Origin of the sequence: Mesorhizobium sp. dw_380, from assembly GCF_018588885.1 — a bacterium.
Classification (GTDB): domain Bacteria; phylum Pseudomonadota; class Alphaproteobacteria; order Rhizobiales; family Rhizobiaceae; genus Mesorhizobium.
The window spans coordinates 1-12,162 of the sequence record NZ_JAFFIW010000015.1 but is presented as its reverse complement, the minus strand read 5'-3'; the positions used below and the strand labels follow the sequence as shown (position 1 = coordinate 12,162).

Annotated in this window: 12 protein-coding genes; 4 read left to right on the top strand and 8 right to left on the bottom strand. The window is 63.6% G+C overall.

Translation table 11 applies throughout. The features are described from left to right. Positions 1-40: 40 nt before the first annotated feature. The 3 genes from JT360_RS16585 to JT360_RS16575 are packed head-to-tail and all read right to left on the bottom strand — an operon-like array spanning position 41 to position 3,608. Positions 41-1,096 carry an ABC transporter permease gene (locus JT360_RS16585; protein WP_214472735.1) on the bottom strand — a complete coding sequence of 352 codons (1,056 nt, stop codon included), beginning with the start codon at positions 1,094-1,096 and terminating at the stop codon, positions 41-43. Further along, positions 1,096-2,613 carry a sugar ABC transporter ATP-binding protein gene (locus JT360_RS16580; protein WP_214472734.1) on the bottom strand — a complete coding sequence of 506 codons (1,518 nt, stop codon included), beginning with the start codon at positions 2,611-2,613 and terminating at the stop codon, positions 1,096-1,098. The genes JT360_RS16585 and JT360_RS16580 overlap by 1 nt, the downstream gene beginning before the upstream one ends. Then, the gene (locus tag JT360_RS16575) at positions 2,610-3,608 is read right to left on the bottom strand and encodes a LacI family DNA-binding transcriptional regulator (protein WP_214472733.1); all 999 of its coding nucleotides are present in this window, start codon (positions 3,606-3,608) and stop codon (positions 2,610-2,612) included. The genes JT360_RS16580 and JT360_RS16575 overlap by 4 nt, the downstream gene beginning before the upstream one ends. 218 nt (positions 3,609-3,826) lie before the next feature. Here JT360_RS16575 and JT360_RS16570 point away from each other — a divergent pair, with 218 nt between their 5' ends. Continuing rightward, positions 3,827-4,660, top strand: a complete 834-nt coding sequence (locus JT360_RS16570; RefSeq protein ID WP_214472732.1) for an AraC family transcriptional regulator — start codon at positions 3,827-3,829, stop codon at positions 4,658-4,660. On the opposite strand, the gene JT360_RS16565 is transcribed toward JT360_RS16570, so the two are convergent. From JT360_RS16565 to JT360_RS16550, 4 genes are all read right to left on the bottom strand, one after another. After that, positions 4,650-5,615, bottom strand: coding sequence for a bifunctional helix-turn-helix transcriptional regulator/GNAT family N-acetyltransferase (locus JT360_RS16565; protein WP_214472731.1), 966 nt, complete (start codon positions 5,613-5,615; stop codon positions 4,650-4,652). The genes JT360_RS16570 and JT360_RS16565 overlap by 11 nt on opposite strands. 61 nt (positions 5,616-5,676) lie before the next feature. Beyond that, complete coding sequence (locus JT360_RS16560; protein ID WP_214472730.1) at positions 5,677-6,822, bottom strand: alanine racemase; 1,146 nt, start codon at positions 6,820-6,822, stop codon at positions 5,677-5,679. Then, the gene (locus JT360_RS16555; RefSeq protein WP_214472823.1) at positions 6,822-8,099 is read right to left on the bottom strand and encodes a D-arabinono-1,4-lactone oxidase; all 1,278 of its coding nucleotides are present in this window, start codon (positions 8,097-8,099) and stop codon (positions 6,822-6,824) included. Before JT360_RS16555 ends, JT360_RS16560 begins: the two co-directional genes overlap by 1 nt. Before the next feature lie 5 nt (positions 8,100-8,104). Continuing rightward, a complete protein-coding gene (locus JT360_RS16550) occupies positions 8,105-9,289 on the bottom strand; it encodes an MFS transporter (protein ID WP_214472729.1) in 1,185 nt (394 codons plus the stop codon). Positions 9,290-9,414: 125 nt separating this feature from the next. Here JT360_RS16550 and JT360_RS16545 point away from each other — a divergent pair, with 125 nt between their 5' ends. Next, entirely contained in the window at positions 9,415-10,041 is a 627-nt protein-coding gene (locus tag JT360_RS16545; protein ID WP_214472728.1) for a TetR/AcrR family transcriptional regulator, read from the top strand. Between the two features lie 27 nt (positions 10,042-10,068). Here JT360_RS16545 and JT360_RS16540 read toward each other — a convergent pair whose 3' ends face one another. Continuing rightward, positions 10,069-10,920, bottom strand: a complete 852-nt coding sequence (locus JT360_RS16540) for an ATP-grasp domain-containing protein (RefSeq protein WP_214472727.1) — start codon at positions 10,918-10,920, stop codon at positions 10,069-10,071. Between the two features lie 87 nt (positions 10,921-11,007). Here JT360_RS16540 and JT360_RS16535 point away from each other — a divergent pair, with 87 nt between their 5' ends. Further along, positions 11,008-11,805, top strand: coding sequence for a class I SAM-dependent methyltransferase (locus JT360_RS16535; protein WP_214472726.1), 798 nt, complete (start codon positions 11,008-11,010; stop codon positions 11,803-11,805). 165 nt (positions 11,806-11,970) lie between these two features. Next, the coding region (locus JT360_RS16530) for a co-chaperone GroES (protein WP_111545899.1) at positions 11,971-12,162 on the top strand (192 nt) is incomplete at its 3' end.

The following is a 12,162-nucleotide window of genomic DNA, read 5'->3' as shown; positions in this document are numbered from 1 at the left end:
GCCGGACCTTGGTTGACGTCCACTTACCGCCGTCTTCCTCCTAACGGCCCAAACCCTCGCGGCGGCGAACGAGGGATTGAAGCACTGCCGCCAGCACGATGATCGCGGCGGTCGCGAGCAACTGCATGGCGGGGGTGATATTGTTGAGCTGAAGGATGTTGGCGAGCGCGCCGAGCATGATGGTGCCGGCAACGGTGCCGACCATCGAGCCGGCGCCGCCGAACAGGCTGGTGCCGCCGATGACCACGGCGGCGATCGCGGTGAGCTCGTAGCCCATGCCGTCATTGGCGCTGCCGAAATTGAACTGGCCGGCATGCACGATACCGGCAAGTGCCGAGGCAAAGCCGGTGATAGCATAGACCGAGATCTTCACCATCGAGACCGGCACGCCGGAAATGCGCGCCGCGCGCTCATTGCCGCCGACGGCGAAGACGTAGCGGCCGAAACGTGTGGTGTTGAGCACCACTGTGGCGATCGCGGCGAAGGCGATGAACACGATGGTGGCCACCGGAACGGTGTTGCTGAACAGGCGTTCGCCAAGCACCGCGAACACCGGGGGCGCCAGGCCAGGCCCGTCGCCATAGGAAATGTTGATGTACTGATTGCCGGAGACGACGAGAGCGAGACCTCGCGCGGCCTGCAGGCCAGCCAGCGTGACGATGAACGGCTCGAGCCGGAAGCGGCTGGAGATGGTGCCCTGGATCGTGCCGAAAACGATGCCCATGACCAGCACGGCAAGAATGGTCGGGATGAGGCCAAAGCCGCCCGAAATCATCATCGATGCGGTCACCACGCTGGACAGGCCAAGCACGGCGCCGACCGAGAGGTCGATGCCGGCGGTGATGATAACGAAGGTCATGCCGATGGCGATGATGCCGGTCTCCGACACGGCGCGCACGATGTTGGCGATATTGTCGGGGTTGAGGAACAGGATCTCGCCATGCCGGCGCGGCGAGAAGATGATGCCGCCGATCGCCACCAGCACCAGGCCGATCAAGCTCTGGAAGCGCACGATGAGGGCCAGCGGGTCGCGATGCTTTGGTGCGGCCGCCGGCACCACCGGCGCCCCCGCGACCGAAATCTTGTCCTGCGTCATCAGGCCTCCCTGCCATTTGCCGCGGCAAGCACCGTGTGCTCGTCGACGCCGCCGATGAATTCCGCCACATTGCGCCCCTGGCGCAGCACCACGATGCGATCGCACAGGCCGATCAGCTCGGGCATCTCGCTGGAGGCGACCAGGATGCCGAGCCCTTGCGCGGCGAGCGCCCGCAGCCGCGCATAGATCTCGCCCTTTGCGCCGACATCGACGCCGCGCGTCGGCTCGTCGAGCAGCAGGAGCCGGGGATTGCCGAGGATTTCTTTCGCCAGCACCACCTTCTGCTGGTTGCCGCCCGAAAGCGCGCCGACCGCGATGTCGGGGTTTTTCGGCCTGATGTCGAACTGGCCGAAGGATTGCCTCACCGCATCCGCCTGCCGGCGCGGCGACATCAGGCCTGCCGGCGAGATGCGGCGGATCACCGACATGACGAGATTGAGGCCAACCGCCATCCGGAGCATCAGGCCGCTGCCGCGGCGGTCGTCGGTGACGAAGGCGATACCGGCCGCGCGGGCCGCTCTGATCGAATCCAGCCTCACCGGCCGGCCTGATATGGCGACCTCGCCTTCCCAACGGCCGGACAGTCCGGCGCCATAGAGAGCGCTCAGCAGTTCCGTGCGCCCTGCCCCCATGATGCCGGCCAGCCCGACGATCTCACCCTCGTTGACGTCGAGCGAGATGCCGGTCGGCGGCTGCCATCCGGCACTTTCATGGGCAAGCCTGAAGCTCGCGTCGCGCAGGCTGAGCAGCGTCTTGCCGGCCGTCCGGGCGCGTTCGGGATAAAGCTCGTCCAGCGGTCGCCCGACCAGCAGCCGAACCAGCTCCGCCTGCGGCGCGTGCGGCTCGGTGACGCCGGCGACCCGGCCGTCGCGCATCACCGTCACCCGGTCGGCGATCTGCGGCACCTCTTCGAGACGATGCGAGATATAGACGATGCCAACGCCGCTGGCGGCGAGCTTGCGCATGATGTCGAACAGCCTTTCGACCTCGCCGACCGTGAGTGCCGCCGTAGGCTCGTCCATGATCAGCACGCGCGAGGCGTAGGACAGCGCCTTGACGATCGCCACGACCTGGCGCTGGCCGATCGACAGATCGGCGACCATGCTGGCCGGATCTATGGCAAGCTCGATGGCTTCCAACCGTTTGCGGGCCTCGCTGCGCATCGCCGGCACGTCGAGGAAGCCGCCCGGTCGCAACAGTTCGCGGCCGAGGAACAAATTGGCCGCGACGTCGAGCGTCGGCACCAGGTCGAGTTCCTGGAAGATGGTTGCGATGCCGGCACCTTGCGCCTCGCGCGGATTGTTGAAGGCTACCGGCTTGCCGTCGATGAGGATGGTGCCCTCGTCTGGCGCGTAGACGCCCGATAAGAGATTCATGAGGGTCGACTTGCCGGCGCCGTTCTCGCCGAGCAGTGCGTGGATCTCGCCGGCCTTGAGGTCGAAGTCGACGCCGCGCAGCGCCTGGACACCGCCGAAGCGCTTGACTGCACCGGTGACGGAAAGCAGCGGCGCGCTCATGCCGGCCTCGCCACGGATTGCCGGGCCTGCAGCGTCGCCTGCAGCCGGACTGCCTGCGGCTCGAGACCGCTCGACGCAATGCGGGCGCAGAGCAAGGCCGCTGCCTGCCGGCCGATCTCCGTGCAGGGCTGCGCGACGAGTGTCAGTCGCGGCTCGAAGCAATCGGCCCATTCGAAATCGTCGAAACCGGCAACCGACAGATCCCCCGGTATCGAGAGGCCCCTTTCGCGGATTGCCCGCACCGCTCCGATGGTCGTCATATTGTTGCCGGTGACCAATGCCGTGGGTGGCGACGGCAGGGACAGGATGGCGTGGGTCGATGCCGTGGCGCTCGCGGTGTCGACGTTCTCGCACGAGACATAGTGCGGCAGGCATTCGAGTCCGTTCGCGGCCAGCGAAGCGCGAAAAGCCTCGATGCGCTCGCGCGTCGTCGCCAGGCCCGGCTGGCCAGCGAGATAGCCGATGCGCTTGTGACCGAAGGAGGCGACGTGGTCGATGAGCGCCCGCATCGCCGTTTCGTTCTCGACACCGATCTGGTCAAAGCGCGGGTCGGCGAAGCGGTCGATAAGCACGCAAGGCAGCTTCTTCTCGGCCAGATAGTCAATGGCGCGCTGCGGCGCGCCCGACGGCGCCAGGATAACGCCATCGACACGCCGCTGGTGGAAGGCGCGCACCACCGACAGCTCGCGGTCGGGATCCTCCTGCGTGTCGGAGAGGAACACCATGAGGCCGAGGCGCGCGCATTCGGCCTCCACCGCGCAGATGATGTCGGTGAAATAGGGGTTGGAAATCGCCGAGATCGCAAGGCCGACGCTGTTGGTCGAGGCGACTTTCAGCGACCGCGCCAGTTCGTTGGGTTGATAGCCCATCGCGGCAATCGCGTCATTGATCAGCCGCGCCTTCTCCGGCGAGACGAAGCGGGTCCGGTTGATGACATGCGAAACGGTCGAAACCGACACGCCGGCGCGGCGCGCGACCTCAGCCATTGTCGGCATGGCGACTCAATTGGAGTGCTGGCAAGCGCTCCTCCCTGATGATGCGTTTCCAGTCCGCTCTTATTGGTTCTGGCGGATTTGCGGCTACCGTAATGCCATCGAAACGTTTGCGCAATCGCTTCGACGGCCTTTTTCGACCAAATTTGCGCCCGGCGCAATTTCGATCAAACTGGCCGGGTGAAGAGGCGGCAAGATGGTTCGGCCAATGCGAGGAACACATGAACCCAACCGAGAAAGCATTGTGGTTCGTCGAGAGCCATCTGCCGGAGGCTGTTACACTCGACGACATCGCCCAGAGCAGCGGCGTGTCGCGTTTTCATGTGACACGGGCTTTCGGTGCCGCCACCGGCCGCTCCGTCATGGGTTACATGCGCTCGCGCCGGCTGACCGAGGCGGCGCGTAGGCTGGCCGGCGGGGCGCCCGACATCCTCTCGGTCGCGCTCGACGCCGGCTACAACTCGCATGAGGCTTTCACCCGGGCTTTCCGCGACCAGTTCGGCACCACGCCGGAGCTGGTGCGCGCGCAAGGCTCGACCAAGACCCTCGACCTCGTGGAGCCGATCCTGATGGACCAGTCCATTCTGACAAACCTCGAACCGCCACGCTTCGAGACCAGCCGGCCATTCCTGATCGCTGGCTTGGGCGAACGCTACAGCTGCGAAACCAGCGCCGCCATTCCAATGCAATGGCAGCGCTTCGGCCCATATATCGGCAATATCCCGGGCGAGACCGGCGACGTCGCCTATGGCGTCTGCGTCAATGGCGACGATGCCGGCAATTTCGACTACATCGCCGGCGTCGAGGTATCAGACTTTTCCGACCTCCCCAGGGAACTCAGCCGCGTGCGGATACCGGCGCAGAAATATGCCGTGTTTTCGCATCGGGAACACATCTCGACCATCCGCCGCACCGTCAACACGATCTGGAACAAGTGGCTGCCAGCCTCCGGGCACGAGATAGCGGACGCGCCCGAATTCGAGCGCTATGGTCCGGAGTTCGATCCGCGCAGCGGCAATGGCGGGCTGGAGATCTGGATACCGATCAAGGCTTGATCAGCGACAGGTCAAGATCCCAGTTCTGGCCGACCAAATCCTTGCCGAAGGAATGGTGGGGCTCTTCCTCGATGAGTTTGAAACCGGCGGCCTGATAGATGTGCCGGGCGGCGGTCAGGATGTCGTTGGTCCACAAGGTCAGCGTCTTGTAGCCCTTGGCGCGGGCAAAGCCGATGCACTCCTCGACCAGCCGTTTGCCGATGCCGAAGCCGCGCGCCGAAGGTTCGACATAGAGAAGGCGCAGCTTCGCCACCTGATCGGATTTGCGCACCACAAAGACCGAGCCGACGACCTCGCCTTCCCGCTCGGCGATCCAGCTGCGCTCCCATTTCGGGTCGAAGGATTTTACGAACGCCGCGAGGATTTCGGCGACCAGCGCTTCATAGGTTTCGTCCCAGCCATAGTCCTGCGCGTAGATCATCCCTTGCCGCCGGATGATCCAGCCGATGTCGCCGACCTGCAGCGGCCGCAACAGATAAGGGATCTTGGGCTCGGCGCTGTCGCCGAGCAGATGCTGCACCGTCCGCATGGATTTCACCAGCCGGTCCTGCTCCCATGCAGGCAGCCGACCGAGCAAAGCCGCGACCTGGTCGTGCGAATCCTTGTTCAGCGGGGCGAAGGCATTCCTGCCCGCCGGCGTCAGCGCAATCGACGATTGCCTGGCGTCCGTGGCCAGCGTCGACCTCGAGATGAGGTGAAGCCGTTCGAACTTCTTCAGCAAACGGCTGACATAGCCGGCATCGAGACCGAGATCGCGTCCAAGGTCGGTCGCGGTCAGACCGTCACGGTGCGCCAGTTCGTAGAGCACGCGCGCCTCGGTCAGTGAGAAGGCACTTTTCAGCAGCCCTTCGTCGAGCAGCCCGATCTGGCGGGTGTAGAAGCGGTTGAACGCCCGTACTGCATCGATCAGCTGTTTGTTGGGCGCATCGTTGCTGGGCTGATGGTGAATCGTCATGGGCATCTCCTGGTGTTCGCAGGATCGACCATTTACTTGACTTAGTCAACTATTCTGCTGATCACATCATCGGCAACACCGGCCAGCGATCAACAATCTTGCCACCAGAAAACACCGCGATCGGCCCGAATTGCTGCAGCACGGCCTCGCTCTGCGTCGGGCGCAGGAACGCGTAATCGCCGGGCCGGGCAACGGCGTCGGCGGGCAGGCCCATGAATTGCTGGTTGGAGGACAGGCCGAGCAGGCCGTTCGCTTTCATGTCTTCGGGAAATACCGGTTCGGCCATCCATTTGCCGCCATAGAGGTAGCAGCCCTTGCGGGGAAACCAGCCGAGCGCCTGCAGCAGGCGGGAAACAGCCGGCGGGCCGGGCAGCATCGGCTCGACCACTTTCAGGATCGGCGTCGCGATGAAGGCTGCCGGCTGGAAGCCGTTGAGGCCTAGCGTATCGAAATCGCTGGGCAGCACGAAGGCCGAGCCCATCGACACTTCGTTGGTGACGCTGCCACGATGAAGCAGCGCGGTCTTGCTGCCGCCGATGTTCAGGATGCGACGCTGGTCCGCTCCAAGGCACGCAACGAAAGCGGCGGCCCGGTGCGAGGCCCGCGCCAACGCCTTGGCCGGCCCGCCGAACAGGCCAGGAATGTGCGGCGCATGCGCCTCATAGGCCATGACGCCTTCGCAGCGCAGCTCCTTGTGAGCCGACAGCACCTTCAACGCCCGCGACAGGGCCTCCGGTTCGGCGAAACCGCCGCGATGCAGCCCGACATCGATCTCGAAGGCGATGCGAAGCTCGATGCCGAGCTCGGCCGCGAGGGCGGCGTATTCCGCCAGTCGCTCCTGCGTGTCGATCAGCCAGCAGACACGCGACCAGGCTGCGTCGCCTCTGGAAAGCACCGGCCTTGCCGCCCCGACCGGCATCGGTTTGCCGTACAGCAGATCCGCATCCGGAAACGCTTGCAGCACCGCCTCGCTGATCGGCGGATGGAAAGTCATGAGGCGATCGGTTCCAAGCGCGTTGCCGATGTGCGAAAGCAGCGGCAGGCAAGCGAGCGACTTGTCGACCAGCCGCACGGCAAGGCTGGGGTCAAGCCTCTCCTTCACCAGGGCGATGTTACGGTCCAGCCGATCAAGGTCGAGCAGCAGGCACGGCTGGAAGATGCCGGCCTGCTTCAGTGCCTCCGAAAGCGTGGCGAAATAAGCGCTCATTATTCGATGCCGAACAGGCCGGCCATGTAGGGCGAAACGAAGCGGTTTTGCGGATCGATGTCGCGGCGCACCGCCATCGCATCATCCCAGCGCGGATAGAGCTTTTTCAGGTCCGCCGCCTTCAGGCTGTGCATCTTGCCCCAATGCGGCCTGCCGCCATATCTGCGGAAGATCGGCTCGGCCGCCTGCATGAATGGCAATGGATCGCTCGCCGCGTCATGGTGGATGGCGATCGAACAGGTCGGCCTGTCGTAGAATGGCGAGAGCCAGAACCGATCGGGCGCGACGCTGCGCACCTCCATCGGGAAGTATACCGAGGGAAAGCGCTTTTCGGTGAGGTCGATGATTTCGGCCAGCGCCTTCGGCCCCTCCTCAAAAGGAAGGTGATATTCCATCTCGTTGAATTTGGTCTGCCGGTCGCTGGCATAGACGTTGAGCCAGTCCTGCACATAATCCTCGGCCGAAACCTTGGCGACGGCGTCACGGATCAGCCGGCGGCGCAGCGACGGCAGCCAGGCAAGTCCGGTGCGCAGCCGGCGCAACGTCCTCAACGAGCCCTCGTCATCCTCGGTCGGGCGCGCAGTGGTCGCCTCGGTGCTGAAGTCACTGGCGATGAACTGCGCATAGCCTGAGAACGGAATGTAGTAGAATTCGGCCGACCGGTGCGCGGTCATCATCTTCTCGAAATCGCACAACATGTCGGCGATCGGCAGCACCCATTTGCGGCGGCGCAGCCGGTAGGACGGGATGTTGTTCAGTGTCACTTCGCTCAAGACACCGAAAGCACCGAGCGCGACGCCGATGGCGTGGATCGTCTCCTGATCCCCTTCCCGCTTGAATTCGCGAACCTTGCCAAGCCCGTCGACGATCTGCACCGTTTCCAGCTGCGTGTGATAGGCGCCGAGCGTCGGCCCCGAGCCATGGGTGGCGGTTCCCAGCGCGCCGCCTATCGCCTGGCAGTCGATGTCGCCCATATTGGGCAAGCCCTGGCCGATGCCTTGCAGGATGTGCATCAGCGATCCAAGCCGCGTGCCTGCCCGCACTCGTGCCTGAACCTTTTGCGCGTCATGCGAGACCAGGCCTTCGAGCTTCTCCAGCGAGAGGATCGTGCCCTGCGATTTCACCAGCGGCGTGAAGGAATGGCCGGCGCCGACGACGCGCACCGGGCCGGGCGCGGTGCGAATGAGATCACCGAGTTCACCGGCATCAGCGGGGCTGGCAATCAGCCGCGGCTCGGCGGTTACAAAACCGGACCAGTTGCTCCAGTTGTTCGGCATGGCGCTCACGCAACAACCCGGCGACGCCGCACCACGATGACAAACAGTCCGAGCAGCGCCACGCTGGCGACAGCGCTGGCGGCGGCGAATTCCGGAACCGGGCGAAAATCCTTGCCGTCGATGAGCAGGGACGCCGCCACCGGCCCGATCGCCAGGCCAAAGAGCTGGGCGGCCGGCACCAGCAGCACGGCGGTGCGCGTCTCGTCAGCGGTGATCGCCAGCCGGATCTGGTAGGGCACGATGAACAGGAGGATAAAACCCATGACCAGGGCGGCGACCCAGAAGATCGTGAGGCCAGGTCCGCTGGCCAGCACGAGCGAAGCGACAAGCGCGACAGTGCCAATGGCCGCGATGGCAAGGCGATAATCGATGCGCGCCTCGAACACGGTCGCCGTCATCGCGCCAAGGACCTGCACCGCGAGGCTGGCCGAAACAATCAGCCCGACCGTGCGGCCATCGATGCCGAACTGGGCGCCAAGCGGCTCCAGAAAGGCCCAGACCGAACCGAAGAACATGAAGTAGCAAAAGACGCACGACAGCGCTGTCAACGAAGGAACCGTCAGCACATTGGCGAGGTTCTCCTCCTTCGGCAGGTCGGCATAGTCAGCCGGGACGGTGAAGGCGACCGCCAGCGACGCCACGCAGACGACGGCGAGAACGAGGAAGCCGCCATCCGATCCGGTGGCGGGGATGACGTAGAGTGCCAGCAGCAGGGCAAGCGCGCATTGCGCCAGCGTCTGCATGGTGACGAAATAGCCGCCGATGCGTTCGGCACGGCGCGAACGGGCAATCAGTTCGGTGGCGACCGCGACAAGGCCACCTTCGGCAAGACCGGCCAAAGCACGCGCCGCCATCAGCATGTTGGCGGAGGCAGCGTAAGCCGTCCAAACGTTCGCCAGTGCCAGCAGGAGCAGCAGGGCCGCACTTTTCCAGCGCATCCTGTGGGCCGAGAGCAGCATCGCCACGATCGCAGAGCCGATCGCGATGGCGATCATCTCGGCGGTGGCGACCAGCGCCAGTTCATCGCCGCTGACATGGCCCTCGGTGTAGAGCGCGCCGAGCAAGACGGGCTGCAGACCGAGAATGAGCAGGCCGACCGACCCGATCCACAAGGCCGAGGCAAGCTGTCCGCCGGTCGGATTGCCGACCAGCCAATCGCCGCTTCCGGTATGCGCGTCACCAGATGCCAAAGCCGCCTCCCAACGTCCCTTGCCGGATCGCAAAAAAGCTGACAACCTGTCAGCATTTCAGAAGCTGATACTTGATCATATTTCTTGTCAACCAGAATTTGGGAACGCGCGCGAAAGATCGGTGCATGGCGGAAGCAAAGCGAACGGCGACCGAACCGAGGCGCAAGCCCAAGCAGGAGCGCAGCCGCGAGCGCATCGACGCGATCCTGTCGACAACCATGCGGCTGATCGGCGAGAAGGGCATCGACGCCGTCACCATGAAGGAGGTCGGCGCGCTGGCGGGCGGGCCGATCGCCACCGTCTATCACTACTTCCCCAACAAGTCGGCTATCCTGGCGATGCTCTATGAGCGGTTCTCAGAAGTCAGCCGCGCGCGATTGACTGACATCATCGCCGACGTCCGCGAAGCGACTGATATCATCGCCGCGGCCGATCGGTTGCTTGACGACTACCTCAGCCGCGTCGCCGGCGATCCGGCCATCCAGGACCTGCAGAACGCCATCCAAGCCGACAAGGCGCTCAAGAATCTCGACATCGCCGAAACGCGGCATCAAGCCAAGATGTTCTGCGATCATGTCATCGCCCTGCTCGAACCGGAGAAACACGAGCAGTTCGAACGCATGGTTCTGCTGATCTTCCAGCTCGCCGGCGGCGTGGTGCGCCTGGCGCTGGCGCAGGGCGAAGCGGAAAGCCGCCGGACCATTGAGGATTACAGGTCGATCATCCACACCCAGCTGCGGCTGTTTCTTTAAAGCGGCGCGACGCGATCTCGGCGAGGCCTATCTCGCCCGATGGATGAGCCCTTCGAAGCCGTCGGCAAGATCGGCAGCGCCGGCCGCGAACATCTTCACGAGATTTTGGGGACGGCCGGGAGTCTTGTTGGCGTCGAGGAGGACGGCCCTGCCCTCATGCATGACGAAATCGAATTTCCCGTAGTCGAAGCCGAGTTCACGCCGCCGCTCGCGCAATTCGTTGGGAACCGGGACGGGCTCACGCCGGATCGTTTCCGATGCCTTGACAAGGCTGTTTGGCGAGACATAGCGGGTGCAGCGCTCGCGCTCTCCGCAAAACACCCAGAAACGCAGTGCAAAACCGTCGGGTTCTCTTTCCGGAATGAACTTTTCCACGACCAGATCATCGCGCTCGAAGATGCCGGCTGGAAGCTCGCCAAGAGATCCATGGACCTCATAGGGCTGAAGGCCTGGCAGATGCGGAAAAGGCGGCGGCTTGCCCGCACGCTTTGATCGCCGATTGAGGCGCGTCTCCGGAAAGCCCTGATTGTTGAGATTGGTCTTGACGATGACCGGACCTTGCCAGGCGTCGCGTTCTGATATCAGCGCTCCGCTGATCCGCCGTTTGGATATGTCTGTTGCCCCGACATTGAGGCAGAATGGAAAACGCCTGGCATAGTCGACATGGTCCGCAGGTGTTGTCGTCGCGTCGACATGCAGAACCGCGATATCGCCCTCGTATGTCTTTGACAGGCCTTGTTGAATCCGGACCGAATGGCCGCGCCTTTTCAATTCCTCCAGAACATCGAAAAGCAAATAGCGGCTGCCCCGGCGCAACATAAGATTGCGCTTGCCCAGGAACCGGTCATGTTCATGCGTTATGACAACGACGCGCGACACAGCTATCCCCCTTGGCTTGCATGCCCGCTTCTATTAAGCGGCTCTAATCGGTCGATGCCAGACTTTCCTGGGCTCCAACGGGTTTGAATGACAAATCATTGGGATAATTATCATCGGCACTGGAAGCTCCTGGATGCTCCGCTGCGGCCAACCGCGGAAACCGTTGGCATATTCGATCGCGAACTTGATCTCGGAAATGCCAATGTCCTTCTGCTCGGCGTGACCCCCGAACTGGCAATCCTGGGGAGATCGATGTTGGCGGTCGATCAGTCGGCAACCATGATTTCCGGCGTCTGGGCCGGCGACAACGCTTCGCGAAGGGCGCTGGCCGGAAACTGGCTTGATCTGCCCGTGGAGCGGGCAAGTTTCGATGCTATCATCGGCGACGGCTGCCTGTCCGCGGTCGATTCCAAGGCCGCCCGCCATGCGCTGTTCGGCGAAATCGCAAGGGTGCTGAAGCCTGGCAGGCGTGCGGCGATCCGCGTTTTTGCGCGGCCCGAAAAGACGGATGATCTGCGTGGCATCGAAGCTCTGGTCCTGGCCGGCGGGGTCGAGAATTTCCACGCGCTCAAATGGCGCATCGCGATGGCGTGCACGACCGACGACTGCGACAATACCGTCAATGTGCAGGCAATCCGCTACACCTTCGAGGGCCTGTTCCCGGACCGCGAAGTTCTTGCGGCAAAGACAGGATGGAGCATGGCGTCCATCAACACGATCGACGTCTATGCAGGTTCCGAAACGAAGTACAGTTTCGCGACGCTGGCCATGCTGGTGGATGAGGCGAGCGACTGGTTTGAGCAGGTGCGTGTCACGCCAAGTGGCAGCTATCCGCTGGCGGAGCGTTGCCCGCTTCTAGTGCTCGGCTCAGCCAAGCTCCGATAAGTTCGGCATCATGGTGCCAACAGGCGCTCCGTGCGCCTTGACTCTCGCAAGCCGCCAGCCTATTTCAGCGCCACGTTAGCACTCGCCCTTAGCGAGTGCTAACTATGTGTCCGGCGCCGCCGGACGGAGGAACTGTTTCTCACCGTTCTCATCGAGGAAGAAAAAATGGCAAAGTCGAAGTTCCGCCCGCTTCATGACCGCGTGGTCGTTCGCCGGGTCGAATCCGAATCCAAGACCGCCGGCGGGATCATCATCCCGGATACCGCGAAGGAAAAGCCGCAGGAAGGCGAGATCATCGCCGTCGGTTCCGGCGCCCGCGACGAAGCTGGCAAGCTCGTGCCCCTGGACGTCAAGGCT

Bases quoted from the DNA above. Each gene is read 5' to 3' on its own strand.
- JT360_RS16545 (WP_214472728.1), top strand. From the start codon at position 9,415: ATGGCGGAAGCAAAGCGAACGGCGACCGAACCGAGGCGCAAGCCCAAG.
- JT360_RS16560 (WP_214472730.1), bottom strand. From the start codon at position 6,822: ATGAGCGCTTATTTCGCCACGCTTTCGGAGGCACTGAAGCAGGCCGGC.
- JT360_RS16585 (WP_214472735.1), bottom strand. From the start codon at position 1,096: ATGACGCAGGACAAGATTTCGGTCGCGGGGGCGCCGGTGGTGCCGGCG.
- JT360_RS16565 (WP_214472731.1), bottom strand. From the start codon at position 5,615: ATGACGATTCACCATCAGCCCAGCAACGATGCGCCCAACAAACAGCTG.
- JT360_RS16570 (WP_214472732.1), top strand. From the start codon at position 3,827: ATGAACCCAACCGAGAAAGCATTGTGGTTCGTCGAGAGCCATCTGCCG.
- JT360_RS16580 (WP_214472734.1), bottom strand. From the start codon at position 2,613: ATGAGCGCGCCGCTGCTTTCCGTCACCGGTGCAGTCAAGCGCTTCGGC.
- JT360_RS16535 (WP_214472726.1), top strand. From the start codon at position 11,008: ATGACAAATCATTGGGATAATTATCATCGGCACTGGAAGCTCCTGGAT.
- JT360_RS16575 (WP_214472733.1), bottom strand. From the start codon at position 3,608: ATGCCGACAATGGCTGAGGTCGCGCGCCGCGCCGGCGTGTCGGTTTCG.
- JT360_RS16555 (WP_214472823.1), bottom strand. From the start codon at position 8,099: ATGCCGAACAACTGGAGCAACTGGTCCGGTTTTGTAACCGCCGAGCCG.